Origin of the sequence: Rhodoferax sp., from assembly GCF_014859475.1 — a bacterium.
Lineage (GTDB): Bacteria > Pseudomonadota > Gammaproteobacteria > Burkholderiales > Burkholderiaceae_C > Rhodoferax.
The window spans coordinates 1-19,655 of record NZ_JACUUE010000008.1; the positions used below are offsets into that span (position 1 = coordinate 1).

The window sequence follows — 19,655 nt, forward strand, 5'->3', positions numbered from 1 at the left end:
CTTCGTCATCGCGAGCGAAGCGTGGCGATCCATGACTTCCGGGGACATGGATTGCGTCACTGCATTCGCAATGACGGGGCTGTTCATGGAAAGCGCAGCGCGGCAGTCCATGCAGTCCGGACATCCTGGATTGCCGCGCTTCGCTGGCAATGACGATCAGGCGCAGCGCTGGATCACCGTCACCGGAGCACGCCTGCACAACCTGCAAAACGTCACGGCCGCCATTCCCCTGAGCCGCCTGGTCGCCATCACCGGCGTCAGTGGCTCGGGCAAGTCCACGCTGGCGCGCGACGTGTTGCTGGCCAACGTGCAGGCGGCTGTGCAAAAGCGCAGCACCAAGGCCGGCCGCGATGCGCTGGCGGCGGGTGAAACCATTGCCTGGGTTGGCTGCAGCGATGTCACCGGCTTCGAGACGGTGGACCGCGTGCTGGAAGTCGATCAAACCCCCATCGGCAAAACACCGCGCAGTTGCCCGGCCACCTACATCGGTTTCTGGGACACCATCCGCAAGCTCTTTGCCGACACGCTGGAAGCCAAGGCCCGGGGTTATGCCGCCAACCGTTTCAGTTTCAACACCGGCGAAGGCCGTTGCCCGGGGTGTGAAGGCCAGGGCATCCGCACCATTGCCATGAGTTTCCTGCCGGATGTGAAGGTGCTCTGCGAAACCTGCAAGGGCGCGCGCTTCAACCCCGAGACCCAGGCGGTGACCTGGCGTGGCAAGAACATCGGTGATGTGCTGCAGATGGAGGTCGATGAAGCGGTGGATTTTTTTGCCGCCATGCCGGTCATTTCCCATCCGCTGCAATTGCTGAAGGACGTGGGCCTGGGCTACCTGACGCTGGGCCAGCCGTCACCCACCTTGAGCGGTGGTGAGGCGCAGCGCATCAAGCTGGTGACCGAACTCAGCAAAGTGCGTGACGACATCACGCGCCGTGGTCAGAAGGCGCCGCACACGCTCTACGTGCTTGACGAGCCCACCGTGGGCCTGCACATGGCCGATGTCGAAAAACTCATCAAGGTGCTGCACCGTCTGGTCGATGGCGGTCACAGCGTGGTGGTGATCGAGCACGATCTGGACGTGATTGCCGAGGCCGATTGGGTGCTGGACCTGGGGCCGGACGGCGGCAACGCCGGTGGCCGTGTGGTGGCAGTGGGCACGCCCGAAACCGTGGTGGCGTTGGGTACGCCCACCGGGGTGGCGTTAACAGCCGTACTGTCGCGTTAGTCCGTTAACGTGAATGAACGCCATCATTGCGAAGCGATCCATGCACCCAAGCTATATAGACTGCCACGATACGCTTTCCATGAACACCCCCGTCATTGCGAACGAAGTGACGCAATCCATGCGCCCGGAAGTCGTGGATCGCCACGCTTCGCTCGCGATGACGAAGTCTCTGTTCAAGGTCCGTGTGCGGTATTGGCCCAGGTACGGCTGGCTCGCAGTGACGATCTCGCTGTTCAAGGAGCGTGTGCGGCAGGATTACCCGCCCGACGCCACCTCAAAAGCATTGTTCTGGTCTTGCGCCAGCACCTGTGCTACTTGCTTCAAGCTGTCCTTCAAGGCGTTTTTCAGCGTGTGCGGCGGGTTGATGACAAACATGCCGCTGGCGGGCAGGCCCGGGCGGATGACGTCGCCGGCTTCATTGGTGAGCAACTTGCTCGACTTGACCGTGAGCGTGGCGTTGAGCCAGGGCTTGCCGGCTTTGGTCGCTAGCGTCTTGAGCTTGCGTGGCAACTGGTGTGCTTCGGGGCGCGGAATGATCGGGTACCAGACGGCATAGGTGCCGGTGGCAAAACGCACCATGGCATCGGCCACCATATCGACCACGCGGCTGTAGTCGTTCTTGATTTCATAGCTCGGGTCGCACAGCACCAGCGCGCGGCGCGACGGTGGCGGCAGGAATTTCTTGATGCCTTCAAAGCCGTCTTCGCGCAACACGGCCACCTGCCGACCCACGTCGAGCTGGGCGATGTTGGAGGACAGGGTTTTGCTGTCGGTGGGGTGGATTTCAAACAGCTTGAGCTTGTCGCGCTCGCGCAGCAGGCGCTGAATGATGAAGGGCGAACCGGGGTACACCTTGTGGCTGCCCGGCGTGTTGAAGCTGGCCACCATGTCGAGGTAGTCTTGCAGCGCCGGGCTGGGTGTGATCTCGGCCAGCTTCTCGATCAGGCGCAAATAGCCTTGCCCAGCTTCGCCGCTGGTGCTGGCGTAGTCGCCATCCAGACGGTACAAACCGGCACCGGCATGGGTGTCGAACACGGTGAAAGCCGTGTCCTTGAGCGCCATGTGGCGCAGTATGGCCAGCAGCGTGGTGTGCTTGAGAACGTCGGCATGGTTGCCGGCATGAAAGGCGTGGCGATAACTGAACATGGCGACGATGTTAACCGCAGCGCCTGCAATCTTTGTATAATTGCGGGCTTCGCAGCGCTTTTGTGGCTCCGCGGCGAAGCGTATCAGTATCGTCCCAACGGGCCGTGTGCCGAGTGAAACCTACCTAAGAGATTCCCATCAGAGGAACGCCGACCGTAGAAAAGAGCCCGCCAAACCAAATCCATTAGGAATTTCTCATGTCAACTTTCAGCGCAAAACCCGCTGAGGTCGTGCACGAGTGGTTTGTGATTGACGCGACCGACAAGGTCCTCGGACGAGTAGCCAGCGAAGTTGCTCTCCGTTTGCGCGGCAAACACAAGGCCATTTACACGCCTCACGTCGATACCGGCGACTTCATCATCGTGACCAACGCAGCCCAACTGCGCGTGACCGGTGCCAAGTCCCTCGACAAAATGTATTACAGCCACTCGGGTTACCCGGGCGGCATCAGTTCCACCAACTTCCGTGACATGCAAGCCAAATTCCCTGGCCGCGCTTTGGAAAAAGCCGTCAAGGGCATGCTGCCCAAGGGCCCGCTGGGCTACGCCATGATCAAGAAGCTCAAGGTGTACGGTGGTGCTGAGCACCCGCACACTGCCCAGCAACCCAAAGTGTTGGAAATCTAAGGAGCTTTAAATGATTGGTGAATGGAACAACGGTACCGGCCGTCGCAAATCAAGCGTCGCCCGTGTTTTCCTGAAAAAAGGCTCCGGCCAAATCGTCGTGAACGGCAAAGACATTCAAAAGTTTTTTGGCCGTGAAACCTCGATCATGATCTGCAAACAGCCCCTGATGCTGACCAACCACGCTGAAACTTTTGACATCATGGTCAATGTGGCAGGCGGTGGTGAGTCGGGTCAAGCCGGTGCCGTGCGCCACGGTATCACCCGCGCCCTGATCGATTACGACGCAACCCTCAAACCCGCGCTCAGCCAGGCTGGCTTTGTGACCCGCGATGCCCGCGAAGTCGAGCGCAAGAAGGTCGGTTTGCACGGTGCTCGTCGCCGCAAGCAGTTCTCCAAGCGTTAATCTTCGCTTTCAGACAAAAAAACCGCCGAACGCAAGTTCTGGCGGTTTTTTTGTTTTGGAAAGAAAAAGCCACACTGAAACCAGCGGCAAATAGTGAGTGCGTTAAAACCTGATCAGATTACTGTACCATTTACCCAATTTCAATCAATGGAGATACTCATGAGCGCTGTTGCCGAAGATATTCAAACCGACATGCCCGCCCCGATTTTGTTCACCGACAGCGCCGCAGCCAAAGTGGCCGACCTGATCGCCGAGGAAGGCAACCCTGACCTGAAATTGCGCGTGTTCGTGCAGGGTGGCGGTTGTTCGGGCTTTCAGTATGGTTTTACGTTCGATGAAATCACCAATGACGACGACACCACCATGACCAAAAATGGGGTGTCACTGCTGATCGATGCCATGAGCTACCAGTATCTGGTGGGCGCAGAGATTGATTACAAGGAAGACCTGCAAGGTGCGCAGTTCGTCATCAAGAACCCCAACGCCACCACCACCTGTGGTTGCGGCTCAAGCTTCTCCTGAGCACACGTCCGATGCCCCGTCAAGCGGGGTAAATGGCACCCAAGACACGGGCACCTCGGGTGCCCGTGATGCGTTGCAGACTCAAAGCTTCACGCCGCATGGCTTTGCGGGCCAACCAGGCAAAAGCGGTGGCCTCGACCTGTTGTGCCGGCAAGCCGTGTTCGTCTGACGCGCCGACCGCCACGCCGGGTAGCAGCGCTTGCAGCCGCGCCATCAATTGCCTGTTGAAGGCGCCGCCACCACAAACAATCAGTGGCTGACTCTCGGCTGCAAAAGTTTTGACACACGCGGCACAGCTCGCGGCGGTCAACTCGGTCAAGGTGGCCTGCACATCGGCCGAGGTCACATCGCCGAAGCCATCAAGTTGCCGCGCAAGCCACGCCGGATTGAACAAATCACGGCCTGTGCTTTTGGGCGGGGGCAAAGCAAAAAACGGCTCTGCCAGCATGGCGCTTAACACATCAGGCTGGATGCGGCCCGATGCCGCCCAGGCACCATTGGCATCAAAGGGCTGACCCAGGTGGCGCAGGCACCAGCTGTCCATCAAGGCGTTACCGGGGCCGCAGTCAAAGCCGAGTACATCGTCAGCCAGCTCGGGGCCCAGCACAGTCAGGTTTGCCATGCCACCGATGTTGAGCACGGCGATGGTTTGGCCGGCCTTGCCAAAAAAGGCCTGGTGAAAGGCGGGCGCCAGTGGTGCGCCCTGACCGCCAGCGGCGACATCGCGGCTGCGAAAGTCTGCCACCACATCGATGCCGGTGAGCTCGGCCAGCAGCGTCGGGTTGGCCAACTGCAGGGTGTAGCCGCTGCCATCGTGCATTTGTGGCTGGTGCCTGAGCGTTTGGCCATGCGCGCCGATGGCCGTGATGTGCGCGGCTGCCGTCGAGGACACTGCCAGTAATTGCCCAACTACCTTGGCATAGACGCGCATCAAGGCGTTGGCGGCGAGCGCCGCGCGATGCAGTTCATTGTGGCCGGGCTGGTTGAGTGCCAGCAGTTCGGCTTTCAGGCTCGGTGGCAGCGCCGCACTGGCGTGGGCAAGAACGGCTGGAGACGAGGTGCTGAAATCTGCCAAGACACCATCGACACCGTCCAGCGATGTGCCGGACATCAGGCCGATGAAACATTCAGCCATGGGTGGCCCCTGGCAGCAAAATTATTGCGCGCTGCTGTCTTGCAGGCTGGCCGCCACCAGCGCAATTTTGGCTTGCTGCGCCACGCGTTCAAAGGCGGGTTTGGCGGATGCCGCTACCGGGATGGTTTCGCTCTGCTGGGCAAATTTCATCGGGTCTTTTTGCACGCCATTGGCACGCACCTCAAAGTGCAGGTGCGGCCCGGTCGCCCAGCCGGTCGAGCCGACCAGGCCGATGGTCTGGCCCTGGCTCACGTTGTCACCGCGGCGCACCATCAGCTTGCTTAAATGGGCATAAACCGTTTCGGTGTTGCCACGATGCTTGACAAAAACAACCTTGCCGTAGCCCTTTTGAACGCCAGAAAATGTCACCACGCCGTCACCGACAGTGCGCGCGGGGGTGCCGGTGGTGGCGGCAAAGTCGGTGCCCTTGTGGGCGCGCATTTGTTTCAAAACCGGATGAAAGCGCATGGCAAATCCGCTGCTGACGCGCGAGAACGCAACCGGCGAGCTCAGAAACGTCCGGCGCAGGCTTTTTCCGTCGAGCGTGTAATAGCCACCTTTGCTGTTGGCCTGTACCGCTTGCTGGTTGGTGGCAGGATCGGCAAACCACATGGCCTGGAATGTCTTGCCCGCGTTGACAAACTCGGCGCTGAGCACGCGCCCGGTACGCAGTGGCTCGCCGTCGCCCTCCAGGGTTTCATAGACCACCGAGAAGCGGTCACCTTTGCGCAAAGCGCGACGAAAGTCGATATCACCAGAAAAAATTTCGGCCAGTTGGACGGCCACGGCATCAGGAATTTTGGCTTCCTCGGTGGCGGCAAACAGGCTGCTCCGGATGGTGCCGCTGGCCAACTGGCTGTTGGTACGCAAGGCTGCTGTTTCTATCTGCGAAGCGAAATCATTGCCGTTGCGCTCAATGACCAGCCGCTGGAATTGGACTTCGGAATCAGTGCTCCAGCGGACCGTGAGCTTGCTCAGGCGCTGGTCAGCCGTGGCTTCTGCCGTAACTTGGCGGCCGCTGCGGGCCAGCAAAATCTGCCGGGCATCGGCATCAGTGCGCAGGAAAGTGGCGGCATCGGCGTCGTCCACACCCAGGCGCTTGAGCAAGGTGTCTGCCGTGTCGCTGGTTCGGGTGGTGTCGGTGCGGTAGAGCACATACGGCGCGACTGTGACCTGGCTATAGTCCGGTAGCGACAGCGGTTGTACCATTTCAAGGACCTCTCGCACGGCGATGTCGGCGGCGTCCGGCCCGAGCGAGGCCACGGCAAACGCGCCGCCACCGCCGCCCAACAGCAAGGCGGCCACGACGGCGGTCACGCGTTTGTGGTGCTGCGTCAGCCAATGGGTCGCAGCGTTTGAAAAAACCTGGCCGTTGGCTATGAATTGCTTGATCAAAACTGAATCCTGGGATGGGGCTTGTCTGAAAGACACAACAGCGGTCAATAAATCGACGTGGATGGCCACGTAAAATCAGAAAAACTAACAGTGCGCGAGTATAAACCTTGCCCTTCCTGCCGCATCCATACAAACCCTTATGACGCACCCCAAAACTCCAGAAATTATTGTGACCGACCGTGTGAAAGAGGCTTTGGCCGTCACGCTGCGTGGTTGCGAAGAGCTGATCCCACAAAATGACTGGCTGAAAAAGCTGGCGCGCTCGCAGGCCAGCGGAACGCCGCTGCGCATCAAGCTGGGGCTTGACCCAACCGCGCCCGACATCCACATCGGCCACACGGTGGTGCTCAACAAAATGCGCCAGTTGCAGGATTTGGGCCATACCGTGATCTTTTTGATTGGCGACTTCACCACCCTGATCGGTGATCCGTCAGGGCGCAACACCACGCGCCCTGCGCTCACCCGCGAGCAAATCGAGGTCAACGCCCAAACCTACTACCGCCAGGCTTCGATGGTGCTGGATCCGTCCAAAACCGAAATCCGTTACAACAGCGAGTGGGGCGACACGCTGGGTTCGCGCGGCATGATCGAGCTGGCGGCCAAGTACACCGTGGCGCGCATGATGGAGCGCAATGATTTTCACGACCGCTTTCATGCCGGCACACCCATCAGCGTGCACGAGTTCCTCTACCCGCTGATGCAGGGCTATGACAGCGTGGTGCTCAAGAGCGACCTGGAACTCGGCGGTACCGACCAAAAATTCAACCTTCTGGTGGGTCGCCATCTGCAAGCCGAATACGGCCAGGAGCCGCAGTGCATCCTGACCATGCCGCTGCTCGAGGGGCTCGACGGCATCGAGAAAATGTCCAAGAGCAAAAACAACTACATCGGCATTTCTGAAGACGCCAACACCATGTTTGCCAAGGTGCTGAGCATCTCCGACGTGCTGATGTGGCGCTGGTACACCTTGTTGAGTTTCAAGTCGGAGGCCGACATTGCGGCGCTGAAAGCCGAAGTGGCCGCCGGGCGCAACCCCAAGGACGCCAAGGTGGCGCTGGCCAAGGAAATCACTGCCCGCTTTCACTCGGCGGCAGCGGCTGAGGCTGCCGAGCAAGACTTCATCAACCGCAGCAAGGGCGGCATTCCGGATGAAATTGCCGAGTTGGCGCTGTCGCTGGGCGAGGGCGGTGGCCCGCTTGGCATTGCTGCGCTACTCAAAATGGCGGGGCTGGCGGCATCCAGCGGTGAGGGCAACCGCCTGATCGACGGCGGCGGCGTGCGGGTGAACTCCAACGTGGTGAGCGACAAGGGCCTGAAACTCGCTGCCGGCACTTACGTGCTGCAGGTGGGCAAGCGCAAGTTTGCCCGCGTCACGCTGGCTTGAATCGTCAACGCGGCGAAACGGCTCAATATGCCTGTTGCTCAATCGGCGGCTGGGTCATGATGGCCCTGTTGCAGCGCGTGCGCCAGGCGCGTGTCGAAGTGGCGGGCAGAGCAGTCGGAGAAATCGGAGCTGGTCTGCTGGTGCTGTTGTGCGCCGAGCGCGCAGACACAACCGCGCAAAGCGACAAGTTGCTGGCCAAAATCCTGAAATTGCGCATCTTCAGCGACGCGGCGGGCAAGATGAACCGCAACGTGCAAAACCTTGACGGCGCGGGGCAGATGGGCGGCCTGCTGGTAGTGAGCCAGTTCACACTGGCCGCCGATGCCGCGGGCGGCAACCGGCCCAGCTTTACCGCTGCGGCGGCACCGGACGAGGGCAGGCGGCTGTACGACTACTTTGTCGCGCAGGCGCGCTTGCTGCACCCGCTTGTGCAAACCGGCGAGTTTGCCGCCGACATGCAGGTCAGCCTGGTCAACGACGGGCCGGTCACGATCCCGCTGCGGGTGGCGCCATCCGACGCCACACCCCGATAATCGCTCCCCATGTCGCTGGTTTTTGAACGTCCCTCGCTGTCGCGCCGTTTGTTGCCCTGGTTTTCCGGTTTTGACGGGCCACTGGCCTTTGCCGTGTTCATGCTGGTGTGCGCCGGTTTGCTGACCATGTATTCAGCCGGCTATAACCAAGGCGCGCGTTTTGAAGTCCATGCGCGCAACATGCTGATTGCCGGCTTCATCATGTTTGTGGTGGCGCAAGTGCCACCGCGGCGCCTGATGGCGCTGGCGGTGCCGCTTTATATTCTGGGCGTAAGCCTGCTGATTGCGGTGGTGTTTTTTGGCATTACCAAAAAAGGCGCCAAGCGCTGGCTCAATGTGGGCATGACGATTCAGCCCAGCGAAATCCTCAAAATTGCCATGCCGCTGATGTTGGCCTGGTGGTTCCAGAGGCGCGAAGGCCAATTGCGGCCGCTGGACTTTCTGGTGGCCGGCTTGTTGCTGGCGCTGCCCGTGGGCCTGATCATGAAGCAGCCCGATTTGGGCACCTCGCTGCTGGTGCTGGCGGCGGGCCTGTCGGTGATTTTTTTTGCCGGCTTGAGCTGGAAACTGGTGGCGCCGCCACTGCTGCTGGGCTTGCTCGGTATGGCCTTGCTGGTCGTTTTTGAGCCCGAGTTGTGCGCCGACGGCGTTGACTGGCCGCTGTTGCGCGAATACCAGCAGCAGCGCGTGTGCACGCTGCTCGACCCCGGGCGCGACCCGCTTGGCAAGGGCTTTCACATTATTCAAGGCATGATTGCGATTGGCTCGGGCGGGGTGTGGGGCAAGGGTTTCATGCAGGGTACGCAAACCCATCTGGAGTTCATCCCGGAGCGCACCACCGACTTCATTTTTGCCGCATTCTCGGAAGAATTCGGCCTGATTGGCAATCTGCTGTTGATCGCTGCCTTTCTCTTTCTGGTGCTGCGCGCGCTGATGATTGCCCTGGAGGCGCCCACCGTGTTCACGCGTTTGCTGGCCGGCGCCATGGCAATGATTTTCTTTTGTTACGCCTTCGTCAACATGGGCATGGTCAGCGGCATTTTGCCGGTGGTGGGCGTGCCGCTGCCCTTCATCAGCTATGGCGGCTCAGCCATGGTCACGCTGGGCTTGGGCCTGGGCATCTTGATGTCGATTGCCAAGTCCAAACGGCTGGTGCAGTCGTAATTTCACCGCATGGTTCAAGTGGTTGAGTCTTGCGCTCAAACACGCGCCGATTACCCCAAGCCCTAGAATCACGCGATGATTTCACGCGAACCCACCCTTGAACGCTTAGGCGTTGCCAAATCCCTGTTGCTCACGCCTTTTGGACTTGACGAATCGCACCTGGCGCGCGCGCTGGCCGAGATCAAGGCGCACAAGGTGGATGAGGCTGACCTGTACTTTCAGTACACCCGCTCCGAGGGCTGGAGCCTGGAAGAAGGCATTGTCAAAACCGGCTCGTTTTCCATTGACCAGGGCGTGGGTGTGCGCGCTGTCAGTGGTGAAAAAACCGCCTTTGCCTATTCCGACGACATCTCGCAGGCCTCGTTGCTCGACGCGGCCCGCACGGTGCGGTCCATATCGACGGTGGCCCAAACCGGGCACCTGAAGGTGCCGCGCAAAAAAATAGCCTCGTCGCGTTCCCTGTACAACGGTCTGGACCCGATTGCCAGCCTGGACAGCACGGCCAAGGTCAGGTTGCTGGAAAAAGTGGAGCAGCTGGCGCGCGCCAAAGACCCGCGTGTGGCGCAGGTCATGGCCGGACTGGCTGCTGAATACGACGTGGTTCTGGTGGCGCGTGCCGACGGCACCCTGGCTGCCGACGTGCGGCCGCTGGTGCGTTTGAGCGTGACCGTGATTGCCGAACACAAGGGCCGTCGTGAAGTCGGTTCGGCTGGTGGTGGCGGCCGTTTTGGCTTTGCCTATTTTGATGATGCGCTGATCGGCCAATACGTCGATGAAGCGGTCTCGGCGGCGCTCACCAACCTGGATGCGCGCCCGGCCCCGGCCGGTGAAATGACGGTGGTGCTGGGTTCTGGCTGGCCTGGCATTTTGTTGCACGAAGCGATTGGTCATGGTCTGGAGGGCGACTTCAACCGCAAGGGCTCGAGCGCCTTCAGCGGGCGCACGGGTCAGCGCGTGGCGGCCAAGGGTGTCACGGTGCTGGACGACGGCACGATTGCCGACCGCCGAGGTTCGCTCAATGTCGATGACGAGGGCAACGCCAGTGGCCGCAATGTGCTGATTGAAGACGGTATTCTCAAAGGCTATATCCAGGACGCCATGAACGCTCGCCTGATGGGGGTCAAACCCACTGGCAACGGCCGCCGTGAGAGCTACGCCCATGTGCCGATTCCGCGCATGACCAATACGTACATGCTGGGCGGCGACAAGAGCCCGGAAGAAATCGTGGCCAGCATCAAGAAAGGCCTGTATGCCACCAACTTTGGCGGCGGCCAGGTGGACATCACCTCGGGCAAATTCGTGTTCTCTGCCAGCCAGGCCTACTGGGTCGAAAACGGCAAGATTCAGTACCCGGTAAAAGGCGCCACGCTGGTGGGCAGCGGGCCGGAAGTGCTCAAGCGCGTCAGCATGATCGGCAACGACATGAAGCTCGACAGCGGCGTTGGCACTTGCGGCAAGGAAGGCCAGAGTGTGCCGGTGGGTGTGGGCCAGCCCACGCTGCGCATCGACGGCCTGACGGTGGGCGGCACGGCTTAGGGCTCGCAAAGCAACTGTGCTACAGTCCACTTCCATGAAGTCAGTTTTCTTTTTCTTTGCTTATTTTTGGTTCTCAAGCGCCTTCGGCGGTAGAGAGTTCTGAACGTACCCAGATAAAACGTCCTGATCTCCCAAAAACCGCCGGCACTACCGGCGGTTTTTTTATGTGTTTTTGTTTTCAACTTTGTGAGGAAGCTTTTCATGACTGCCAAAGCCGCTGTTACTGCTGTTCAAGATGCCTGGGGCGCCAATGCGCAAAGCCCCGCCGCTGACCGCACTGGTCAGACCGATAACCAACGCATCAAGGACATCACCGTGCTACCGCCTCCTGAGCATCTGATCCGCTTCTTTCCTATCCACGGCACGCTGGTTGAAAAAATGATCAGCGTCACCCGGCGCAACATCCATCAGATCATCGCGGGCAAGGACGATCGCTTGCTGGTCATCATCGGCCCGTGCTCGATCCACGACCCGGCGGCGGCCATCGAGTACGCCCGCCGTCTGAAAGAGCAGCGCGACAAATACGCCGACACACTGGAAATTGTGATGCGTGTGTATTTTGAGAAGCCGCGCACCACGGTCGGCTGGAAAGGCCTGATCAACGATCCGTATCTGGACGAGTCGTTCCGCATCGACGAGGGCCTGCGCATTGCCCGTCAGCTGCTGATCGAGATCAACCGGCTGGGGCTGCCCGCTGGCAGCGAATTCCTCGATGTGATTTCACCGCAATATCTGGGCGATCTGATCAGTTGGGGCGCGATTGGCGCCCGCACCACCGAGAGCCAGGTGCACCGCGAGCTCGCTTCGGGTCTGTCGGCTCCGATCGGCTTCAAGAACGGCACCGATGGCAACATCAAAATCGCCTCCGACGCGATTCAGGCTGCCGCCGGTGGCCACCACTTTTTGTCGGTGCACAAAAGTGGTCGCGTGGCGATTGTGCAAACCAACGGCAACAAGGATTGCCATGTGATTTTGCGCGGTGGCAAGGCGCCCAACTATGACGCCGCCAGCGTGGCCGCCGCCTGCGTCGAGCTGGAAAAAGCCAAGCTCCCAGCGACCCTGATGGTGGACTGCAGTCATGCCAACAGCAGCAAGCAGCATGAAAAACAGCTCGATGTGGCGCGCGCCATTGCAGCCCAGATTGCAGCGGGCTCGCACCAGGTGTTTGGCGTGATGGTGGAAAGCCATCTGTGCGCGGGTGCGCAAAAGTTCACGCCGGGCAAAGACAAGACCGACAAGCTCGAATACGGCAAGAGCATCACCGATGCCTGTCTGGGCTGGGACGATTCGCTGGCCTGCCTGGACGTGCTGTCACAGGCGGTGTTGGCGCGACGCGGGCGTTAAAGACCCAGCGATTTTTGACCTTTGGATGCCATCCGAAAGGCGCTTGCAGCTACTTGTTTTGCAGCGCCTGCAGCAGCTTGGCGTGGATGCCGCCAAAGCCGCCATTGCTCATGCACAGGATGTGGTCGCCACCGCGCGCAGCCCGGCTGACCTGCGCCACCAGCGCCTCGATATTGCCAATCACCATCGCGCGCCCGGCCATGGGCGCCAGCGCCTCGGCGGCATCCCAGCCCAAGCCGCCACTGTGGCAAAAAGCCAGGTCGGCGTTTTCCAGGCTCCACGGCAGTTGCGCTTTCATGGTGCCGAGTTTCATGGTGTTGGAGCGCGGCTCGAACACCGCCAGGATGCGTTCGCCCGCCTTGAGCGTGCGACGCAGGCCATCGACCGTGGTGCGAATGGCGGTGGGGTGGTGGGCAAAGTCGTCATAAACCGTGATGTTGCCGCTGGCGGTGGCGATCGTGCCACGCAGTTCCATGCGCCGTTTCACGTTCTCGAAGCTGCCCAGTGCCAGCGCAGCCGTCTTTGGAGAAACGCCGACATGTTCGGCTGCGGCGATGGCGGCCAGCGCGTTGAGCTGGTTGTGGACGCCCGTCAAGGACCAGGTCACACGGCCAACTATCTGGCCCTGTTGTAGCACCTCAAAATCGCCCGCCTCGCCTAGCGCCGTAAAGTCGCTGACCGCTGCGCCAAAGCTGCGCACTTCGCTCCAGCAGCCCATGTGCAGCACGCGCGCCAGACTTTCCTCCAGCCCATTGACCACAACCCGGCCGCTGCCGTGCGCGCCGCTGCCAGGCACGGTACGGATCAGGTGATGAAATTGGCGCTCGATGGCTGCCAGATCGTCAAAGATGTCGGCATGATCGAACTCCAGATTGTTCAAGACGGCAGTGCGCGGCCGGTAATGCACGAACTTGCTGCGCTTGTCAAAAAAGGCGGTGTCGTATTCATCGGCCTCGATGACAAAGGTCTTGCCCTGGCCCAGCCGGGCCGAGACGCCGAAGTTGAGCGGCACGCCACCCACCAAAAAACCCGGCTGCAGGCCAGCCGCCTGAAGAATCCAGCTGGTCATGGCCGTGGTTGTGGTTTTGCCATGGGTGCCGGCGATGGCAATCACATGGCGGCCTTGCAACACATGCTCGGCCAGCCACTGCGGTCCGCTGGTGTAGGCCAGGCCGGCGTCGAGAATGGCTTCCATCAGCGGGAATTTGGGCGTGCCATCGCCCAAGTGCGCACGGCTCACCACATTGCCGATAACAAACATGTCGGGCTCGAGTGCCAGTTGACCGGTGCCATAGCCCTCGATCAGATCAATGCCCAGGGCGCGCAACTGGTCGCTCATGGGCGGGTAAACGCCAGCGTCGCAGCCGGTCACCCTGTGACCCGCTTCGCGTGCCAGGGCGGCAAGCCCGCCCATGAAGGTGCCGCAAATGCCAAGAATGTGAATGTGCATGCCTTGATTTTAGGCGGGTCAACATGACGTGTAGGGCGCATTCCCCTGACGTTCCGGGCGCTGGTGAATCAGGGCAAAATGCAGCCACGATGATTGACGGCCAACATGAAATTGCAACTCAGGCTGCGCGCTGGGTGGTTGAGGACGGCCTGGAGTACGGCCAGGCCAAACGCCGTGCGGCCAGGCAGTTGGGTTTGAGTGGGCGCGGCGCGCTGCCATCCAATGAGGTGTTGGAGGAGGCGGTGAGCGATTACATTGCGGTGTTTTGCGCGGACACCCAGCCGTTGGAGTTGCTGGCGTTAAGGCGTTTGGCGCTGGACTGGATGGAACGCTTGCGCGAATTCCGGCCCCATCTTGGGGGTGCGGTCTGGCATGGCACTGCCACTAAAAACTCCGATATCTACCTGCAGTTGTTTTGTGACGATAGCAAGTCGGCCGAAATTGCACTGATCGATCAAAATGTGCGCTACGTTGCGCGCACGGTCACGGGCTTTACCGGCGAGTCGGTTGAGGCCTTGAGCGTGCATGCTTTTTGTGCTGAATTGAATCAGGATATTGGAGTCCATTTGATGATTTATGACTTTGATGATGTGCGCGGTGCACTCAAAGCCGATGCTCAGGGGCGAGCGCCGCGTGGCGATGCCGGAGCCTTGCGGCGTTTGTTGTCTGGGGAGTCGGTTTGAGCGCTCGCCCATTCTCCCGGCGCGGCTGGTTGGCAGCAGCTGCCGGCTTGGGGCTGGCTGGTGTTGGCGCAGGTTTGGCCTGGCGCACAGACAGGCGCCAGTCGCAATCGCTGTCAGAGGCGGAGCACAACTTTTGGCAGCAGCAATTTGCCCAGTTGGACGGTGTCATGCTGGCCAGCAGCGCATTCAAAGGCAAGCCCCTGTTGCTGAATTTTTGGGCCACCTGGTGCCCGCCTTGCGTTGAAGAATTGCCGTTAATCAATGACTTCTTTCTTGAAAATAAATCCAAAGGCTGGCAAGTGCTCGCATTGGCGGTAGATCAAGCTGCTCCCGTGTCGCGTTTTCTGACGCAATCACCCCTGTCTTTTTCGGTGGCGCTGGCTGGTTTTCCCGGAATCGAGGTCAGCAAGTCGCTTGGAAATATCACGGGTGCTTTGCCCTTTACCGTGGTGTTTGGATCGAACGGCAACGTGTTGCACCGTAAAATGGGCAGGCTGACTGTCGATGACCTGCGCGCCTGGGTGCACTTGTCGGTTTGAGTGACTTTCAAAAGAAAAGGTAAAATAGAGCTTAGTTAGCTTGTTTTAATGAAAATTATTGTAATTTCTTTCAAATTCAAGTGAATTTCAGTTGACTGTTACTTCCTTTTCGTTGGAGACCCCATGGACCTCAGAAAACTCAAAACCTTGATCGATCTGGTATCGGAATCAAATGTCTCCGAACTTGAGATCACCGAAGCCGAAGGCAAAATCCGCATCGTCAAAGGCGGTGGTGCGGTGGTTCAACATTTCATGCCCGCGAGTCAGCCGGTGCCCCAAGAGCAACCGGTTGCACAGGCCGCTGCTGCTGTCGTGGCGGCGGCACCGGTCGAGACCGGGCATACCGTCAAGTCGCCGATGGTGGGCACGTTTTACCGGTCGGCCTCGCCGGGCGCCAAGTCCTTTGTTGAAATTGGCGATGCAGTCAAAGAGGGCGACACCCTGTGCATCATCGAGGCCATGAAAATCCTCAATGAAATCGAGTCGGACAAGACCGGAACGGTGCGAAAAATCCTGGCCGACAACGGGCAGGCCGTGGAATACGGTCAGCCATTGTTCATCATCGACTAAGCTCAGGCGCCATCCATGTTTAAAAAAATTCTGGTTGCCAACCGCGGTGAAATTGCCTTGCGGATCCAGCGCGCCTGCCGTGAGTTGGGGGTCAAGGCCGTCATGGTGTACTCGGAGGCTGACCGCGATGCCAAGTACATCAAACTGGCGGAGGAGGCCGTATGTATCGGCCCTGCGTCGTCAGCGCTAAGTTACTTGAACATGCCGGCCATTATTTCGGCAGCCGAGGTCACCGACGCCGAAGCCATCCATCCTGGCTATGGATTTTTGAGTGAAAACGCGGATTTTGCCGAACGGGTGGAGCGCAGCGGTTTCCAGTTCATTGGCCCCACACCGGAGTCGATCCGCATCATGGGCGACAAGGTGTCGGCCAAGCAAGCCATGATCAAGGCGGGCGTACCCTGCGTGCCCGGCTCGGAGGGTGAGCTGCCGGACGATCCGGTGCAAGTCAAGCGGATTGCCAAAGTGGTCGGTTATCCGGTCATCATCAAGGCCGCCGGCGGTGGCGGTGGCCGTGGCATGCGCGTGGTGCATACCGAGGCGGCGCTGATCAATGCGGTGGCCATGACCAAAAACGAAGCGGGTGCGGCCTTTGGCAACCCTGCGGTGTACATGGAAAAGTACCTGCAGAATCCGCGTCACGTCGAAATTCAGATTCTGGCGGACAAATACAAGAATGCGGTGTACCTGGGCGAACGCGATTGCTCCATGCAGCGCCGGCACCAGAAGGTGATTGAAGAGGCACCAGCACCCGGCATACCGCGCAAGTTGATCGAGCGCGTGGGTGAACGGTGTGTGGCAGCCTGCAAAAAGATCGGTTACCGGGGTGCCGGCACGTTTGAGTTTTTGTACGAGGACGGTGATTTTTACTTTATTGAGATGAACACCCGGGTGCAAGTGGAGCATCCTGTGACCGAGATGACCACCGGCATTGACATAGTCAAGACCCAGATCATGGTGGCGGCAGGTGAGAAATTGCCGTTCACGCAGCGCCAGATCCAGATTCGCGGACACGCCATTGAGTGCCGCCTGAACGCCGAAGACGCTTACAAGTGCATTCCCTCGCCCGGACGCATCACCATGTGGCATCCACCGGGGGGGCCGGGCGTGCGTGTTGATTCGCACGCGTACACCAATTATTTTGTGCCACCCAACTACGATTCGATGATCGGCAAGATCATTGTGCATGGCGACACCCGTGAGCAGGCCTTGGCGCGCATGCGCACCGCTTTGGGCGAAACGGTGATCGAGGGCATCAATACCAACATCGCCCTGCACCGTGAGTTGATGGTTGATGCCAAATTCATGGAAGGCGGCACCAATATCCATTATCTTGAGGGTTGGCTTGCTGACCATGTGCGCTGAGCCTGAGCTGCGATGTTTGAACTCCGATTGATGTGCCCCGAGCACCAGGTTGAAACGCTGAGCGACGCACTCGACGCGCTCGATGCCCTGAGCGTTAGCGTGGAAGATGCCGATGCCCAGACCGATGCTGAGCAAGCCCTGTTTGGTGAGCCCGGCATGCCGCCTCCCAAAGACGGTTGGCAGCGCTCCAGGGTGCTGGCCTTGTACGATACCCGTGAACAAGCCAATGACGCGCTGGCGCTGTTGCAGGCGCAGGATTTCTTTGCCGAGTGCGAGGTGTTGGGCTTGCAGCACGTGCCGGAACAGGACTGGGTGCGTTTGACGCAGTCGCAGTTCGCCCCGGTGGAGATTACGCCGGAATTCTGGATTGTGCCCACCTGGCACGAGCCACCTGCGCAGGCCCGCATTGTGATTCGTCTTGACCCTGGCCTTGCCTTTGGCACCGGCACCCATCCCACCACCCGCATGTGCTTGCGCTGGATCGCCGGTCAAGGCAACGCCAGCAGCGCCCTGAGCCGGGTGTTGGACTACGGCTGTGGCTCCGGCATCCTGGCCATTGGCGCAGCCAAGTTTGGCGCTGCGGACATCGACGCGGTGGACATCGACCCGGCGGCCGTCGAGTCCACCTTGCTCAATGCACAGGCCAACCATGCCGATGTGCGTGCCGGCCTGCCAGAAAGCGCGAGCGGCGTTTATCAGACCGTGCTGGCCAATATTTTGGCGACACCTTTGAAAGTGCTGGCGCCATTGCTGTGGTCGCGCGTGGCGCCTGGTGGGGCCTTGGTGCTGGCAGGTATTTTGGAGCGCCAGGCGCAAGAGCTGCAGGCTGCCTATGCGCCTTACTGCAAACTCGCTGTGGCCGATGCCGAAGACGGCTGGATTTTGATGACCGCGATGCGTTGAGGCCGGATTGCCGCGCGGCTGATAAATTTCAAACACCATGAGCTTGATCGCCCGCTGTCCCGCTTGTCTGACCTGGTACAAAGTGGTGCCGGACCAGTTGCGTATTTCAGATGGCTGGGTTCGTTGCGGGACGTGTGGTGAAGTTTTTGATGTCTCGCGGCAGCTGATCGAGGCTGAGTCTGAGCTGCCGACTGACCCAGCGCCCACTGATGCCCAGGAGTTCCCGAGCCGGTTGGTGGTGGCTAACCCTGCTTTGCTCGATGCATCGACGCGGTTATCGGCGCCGGAGACAGCCGGGCAGCTGCCTTCTTGTGGGGATGATGCGCTGGTGATGCGACCGGCCAGCGACGATTTTTTGGCCGATCTGCAGCCCGATGCACGGCCTGAAGTGCGGTCTGACGTGCCTTGGGATTCGGCGGCCTTGCTCATCAAGCCCTCAAAGGAGACTGAACCCGAAACCGGGCCGCAAAGCAGAGACCAACCCGAGCCAGAGGTCGCCGAGCCAGTTGTCGTTGAAGTTGTACCCGTGCCGCTTGCGGAACCTGTTTCATTCATGCGTGCACCGGTTGTTAGCCCCAACACGCATCGACCTGGCATGCGTGTGTTGTGGGGTGTGCTCAGTGTCTTTTTGTTGCTCGGCTTGTTGCTGCAAGGCATCTACCGTGAGCGCGACCAGTTGGCCGCTTTAAAGCCTGAATTCAAGCCAGCATTACAGATATTTTGTGAGGTCTTGGGTTGTCGCCTCTCGCCCATGCAACGCATTGAAGCCTTGGTACTTGATTCAGTCACGTTTCACCAGATGGACCCGGAGACTTTTCGGTTGCATTTGGTCGTGAAAAACAAAGCGCAACTTGCATTGGCCATGCCAGCGGTTGAGCTAACGCTGACGGACCTGGCAGATCAGCCGGTCATGCGGCGCGTGTTCTTACCGGCTGAATTGGGCGCCAAGTCAGACGCGGTATCTGCGTTTGGTGAATGGTCAGCCACGGCGAATTTGCGTGTCAAGGCCGATACCGCCCAACCGCGTGCATTGGGGTATCGCTTACTGGTTTTTTACCCGTAAGTAAAAAAGCCCGCTGCTGTTTGGGCAACGGGCTGGCGCGTTTTCCTGGCGGATTGATCAGGGCTTCGATCCAGACGGAAAAGGCCATGCTGCATGAGGGTTGAGCTTGGTCTTTGCAGCTGGCGCGGCCGGCGCTTTGGCAGGTTTTTTTGCAGCTGGTTTGGCGGCGACCTTGGTGGCAACTGCTTTTTTGGCTGGCGCTGCAGCTTTGGTTGGCGCTCTTTTTGCGGGTGCCGCTTTTTTTACCGCTACCTTAGGCGCTGCAGCCTTCTTAGCTGGGGCAGCCTTCTTGGCCGGTGCCGCTTTCTTAGCCGGTGCAGCCTTCTTGGCTGGGGCAGCCTTCTTGGCTGGTGCAGCTTTCTTTGCTGGAGCAGCCTTCTTAGCCGGTGCAGCTTTCTTGGCTGGAACAGCCTTCTTAGCTGGTGCCGCTGCCTTAGCCGGTGCCGCTTTTTTCACTGGCGCCGCAGGTTTTGCAGCGGGCTTGGCGGCAGGTTTCGCAGCCGGTTTTTTTGCAGTTGCCATTTCTATCTCCTTGATTAATTTGCAAAGAGCACTTGACGCAAGTCATTGTGCGTCAAGAGATCCATGGGGTTGGGCGGGTTCCCAGCACCATGAACAGGGGTCAACAAAACTTTGCCGCCAGCAGCCAGTTCAAAATTTTGTGAAATT

At 59.7% G+C, this 19,655-nt stretch carries 19 protein-coding genes and 1 pseudogene; 15 read left to right on the forward strand and 5 right to left on the reverse strand.

From position 1 onward, the window contains the following. Positions 1-1,225 (forward strand): annotated as a pseudogene (locus IBX54_RS01465) (excinuclease ABC subunit A); the annotation flags it as partial. A 255-nt stretch (positions 1,226-1,480) separates the two neighbouring features. Here the strand turns inward: IBX54_RS01465 and IBX54_RS01470 are convergent. Further along, on the reverse strand, positions 1,481-2,371 hold the full coding sequence (locus tag IBX54_RS01470) for a 23S rRNA (adenine(2030)-N(6))-methyltransferase RlmJ (protein WP_296540882.1): 891 nt from the start codon (positions 2,369-2,371) through the stop codon (positions 1,481-1,483). Between the two features lie 197 nt (positions 2,372-2,568). Here IBX54_RS01470 and rplM point away from each other — a divergent pair, with 197 nt between their 5' ends. From rplM to erpA, 3 genes are all read left to right on the forward strand, one after another. Further along, complete coding sequence (rplM, locus tag IBX54_RS01475; protein ID WP_227334015.1) at positions 2,569-2,997, forward strand: 50S ribosomal protein L13; 429 nt, start codon at positions 2,569-2,571, stop codon at positions 2,995-2,997. Positions 2,998-3,007: 10 nt separating this feature from the next. Continuing rightward, positions 3,008-3,400 (forward strand): 30S ribosomal protein S9, encoded by a 393-nt coding sequence (gene rpsI / locus IBX54_RS01480; protein WP_296540883.1) that lies wholly within the window; start codon positions 3,008-3,010, stop codon positions 3,398-3,400. 159 nt (positions 3,401-3,559) lie between these two features. Then, complete coding sequence (erpA, locus tag IBX54_RS01485; RefSeq protein WP_296540884.1) at positions 3,560-3,922, forward strand: iron-sulfur cluster insertion protein ErpA; 363 nt, start codon at positions 3,560-3,562, stop codon at positions 3,920-3,922. Positions 3,923-3,941: 19 nt separating this feature from the next. Here erpA and IBX54_RS01490 read toward each other — a convergent pair whose 3' ends face one another. Further along, complete coding sequence (locus IBX54_RS01490; protein ID WP_296540885.1) at positions 3,942-5,057, reverse strand: anhydro-N-acetylmuramic acid kinase; 1,116 nt, start codon at positions 5,055-5,057, stop codon at positions 3,942-3,944. 21 nt (positions 5,058-5,078) lie between these two features. After that, a complete protein-coding gene (locus IBX54_RS01495; RefSeq protein ID WP_296540912.1) occupies positions 5,079-6,449 on the reverse strand; it encodes a M23 family metallopeptidase in 1,371 nt (456 codons plus the stop codon). A gap of 142 nt (positions 6,450-6,591) precedes the next feature. Between IBX54_RS01495 and tyrS the strand changes: the two genes are divergently transcribed. From tyrS to IBX54_RS01520, 5 genes are all read left to right on the forward strand, one after another. Next, entirely contained in the window at positions 6,592-7,836 is a 1,245-nt protein-coding gene (tyrS, locus tag IBX54_RS01500; protein WP_296540886.1) for a tyrosine--tRNA ligase, read from the forward strand. A 56-nt stretch (positions 7,837-7,892) separates the two neighbouring features. Beyond that, positions 7,893-8,369: a D-aminoacyl-tRNA deacylase gene (gene dtd, locus IBX54_RS01505; protein ID WP_296540887.1), complete on the forward strand. Its 477-nt coding sequence runs from the start codon at positions 7,893-7,895 to the stop codon at positions 8,367-8,369. A gap of 9 nt (positions 8,370-8,378) precedes the next feature. Further along, on the forward strand, positions 8,379-9,533 hold the full coding sequence (gene rodA / locus IBX54_RS01510; protein WP_296540888.1) for a rod shape-determining protein RodA: 1,155 nt from the start codon (positions 8,379-8,381) through the stop codon (positions 9,531-9,533). Positions 9,534-9,608: 75 nt separating this feature from the next. Further along, on the forward strand, positions 9,609-11,069 hold the full coding sequence (tldD, locus tag IBX54_RS01515) for a metalloprotease TldD (protein ID WP_296540889.1): 1,461 nt from the start codon (positions 9,609-9,611) through the stop codon (positions 11,067-11,069). A gap of 201 nt (positions 11,070-11,270) precedes the next feature. Then, positions 11,271-12,413: a 3-deoxy-7-phosphoheptulonate synthase gene (locus IBX54_RS01520; protein WP_296540890.1), complete on the forward strand. Its 1,143-nt coding sequence runs from the start codon at positions 11,271-11,273 to the stop codon at positions 12,411-12,413. Positions 12,414-12,462: 49 nt separating this feature from the next. Here the strand turns inward: IBX54_RS01520 and mpl are convergent, their stop codons facing one another. Next, complete coding sequence (gene mpl / locus IBX54_RS01525) at positions 12,463-13,863, reverse strand: UDP-N-acetylmuramate:L-alanyl-gamma-D-glutamyl-meso-diaminopimelate ligase (RefSeq protein ID WP_296540891.1); 1,401 nt, start codon at positions 13,861-13,863, stop codon at positions 12,463-12,465. Positions 13,864-13,952: 89 nt separating this feature from the next. Between mpl and IBX54_RS01530 the strand changes: the two genes are divergently transcribed. From IBX54_RS01530 to IBX54_RS01555, 6 genes are all read left to right on the forward strand, one after another. Continuing rightward, entirely contained in the window at positions 13,953-14,546 is a 594-nt protein-coding gene (locus IBX54_RS01530) for a hypothetical protein (protein ID WP_296540892.1), read from the forward strand. Beyond that, on the forward strand, positions 14,543-15,085 hold the full coding sequence (locus tag IBX54_RS01535) for a TlpA disulfide reductase family protein (RefSeq protein WP_296540893.1): 543 nt from the start codon (positions 14,543-14,545) through the stop codon (positions 15,083-15,085). The genes IBX54_RS01530 and IBX54_RS01535 overlap by 4 nt, the downstream gene beginning before the upstream one ends. Positions 15,086-15,208: 123 nt before the next feature. After that, a complete protein-coding gene (accB, locus tag IBX54_RS01540; protein WP_296540894.1) occupies positions 15,209-15,655 on the forward strand; it encodes an acetyl-CoA carboxylase biotin carboxyl carrier protein in 447 nt (148 codons plus the stop codon). A 15-nt stretch (positions 15,656-15,670) separates the two neighbouring features. Next, entirely contained in the window at positions 15,671-17,020 is a 1,350-nt protein-coding gene (accC, locus tag IBX54_RS01545) for an acetyl-CoA carboxylase biotin carboxylase subunit (protein ID WP_296540895.1), read from the forward strand. Positions 17,021-17,032: 12 nt separating this feature from the next. Continuing rightward, on the forward strand, positions 17,033-17,923 hold the full coding sequence (gene prmA / locus IBX54_RS01550; protein WP_296540896.1) for a 50S ribosomal protein L11 methyltransferase: 891 nt from the start codon (positions 17,033-17,035) through the stop codon (positions 17,921-17,923). A gap of 37 nt (positions 17,924-17,960) precedes the next feature. Further along, positions 17,961-18,986: a zinc-ribbon and DUF3426 domain-containing protein gene (locus IBX54_RS01555; RefSeq protein ID WP_296540897.1), complete on the forward strand. Its 1,026-nt coding sequence runs from the start codon at positions 17,961-17,963 to the stop codon at positions 18,984-18,986. A gap of 57 nt (positions 18,987-19,043) precedes the next feature. Here IBX54_RS01555 and IBX54_RS01560 read toward each other — a convergent pair whose 3' ends face one another. After that, the gene (locus IBX54_RS01560; RefSeq protein WP_296540898.1) at positions 19,044-19,508 is read right to left on the reverse strand and encodes a histone; all 465 of its coding nucleotides are present in this window, start codon (positions 19,506-19,508) and stop codon (positions 19,044-19,046) included. Positions 19,509-19,655: the final 147 nt, after the last annotated feature.

Coding starts and splice junctions, on each gene's coding strand:
- dtd (WP_296540887.1), top strand. CDS start 7,893: ATGATGGCCCTGTTGCAGCGCGTGCGCCAGGCGCGTGTCGAAGTGGCG.
- mpl (WP_296540891.1), bottom strand. CDS start 13,863: ATGCACATTCACATTCTTGGCATTTGCGGCACCTTCATGGGCGGGCTT.
- rplM (WP_227334015.1), top strand. CDS start 2,569: ATGTCAACTTTCAGCGCAAAACCCGCTGAGGTCGTGCACGAGTGGTTT.
- accC (WP_296540895.1), top strand. CDS start 15,671: ATGTTTAAAAAAATTCTGGTTGCCAACCGCGGTGAAATTGCCTTGCGG.
- IBX54_RS01470 (WP_296540882.1), bottom strand. CDS start 2,371: ATGTTCAGTTATCGCCACGCCTTTCATGCCGGCAACCATGCCGACGTT.
- IBX54_RS01520 (WP_296540890.1), top strand. CDS start 11,271: ATGACTGCCAAAGCCGCTGTTACTGCTGTTCAAGATGCCTGGGGCGCC.
- accB (WP_296540894.1), top strand. CDS start 15,209: ATGGACCTCAGAAAACTCAAAACCTTGATCGATCTGGTATCGGAATCA.
- IBX54_RS01530 (WP_296540892.1), top strand. CDS start 13,953: ATGATTGACGGCCAACATGAAATTGCAACTCAGGCTGCGCGCTGGGTG.
- erpA (WP_296540884.1), top strand. CDS start 3,560: ATGAGCGCTGTTGCCGAAGATATTCAAACCGACATGCCCGCCCCGATT.
- rodA (WP_296540888.1), top strand. CDS start 8,379: ATGTCGCTGGTTTTTGAACGTCCCTCGCTGTCGCGCCGTTTGTTGCCC.
- IBX54_RS01490 (WP_296540885.1), bottom strand. CDS start 5,057: ATGGCTGAATGTTTCATCGGCCTGATGTCCGGCACATCGCTGGACGGT.
- IBX54_RS01560 (WP_296540898.1), bottom strand. CDS start 19,508: ATGGCAACTGCAAAAAAACCGGCTGCGAAACCTGCCGCCAAGCCCGCT.
- rpsI (WP_296540883.1), top strand. CDS start 3,008: ATGATTGGTGAATGGAACAACGGTACCGGCCGTCGCAAATCAAGCGTC.
- tldD (WP_296540889.1), top strand. CDS start 9,609: ATGATTTCACGCGAACCCACCCTTGAACGCTTAGGCGTTGCCAAATCC.
- IBX54_RS01555 (WP_296540897.1), top strand. CDS start 17,961: ATGAGCTTGATCGCCCGCTGTCCCGCTTGTCTGACCTGGTACAAAGTG.
- tyrS (WP_296540886.1), top strand. CDS start 6,592: ATGACGCACCCCAAAACTCCAGAAATTATTGTGACCGACCGTGTGAAA.
- prmA (WP_296540896.1), top strand. CDS start 17,033: ATGTTTGAACTCCGATTGATGTGCCCCGAGCACCAGGTTGAAACGCTG.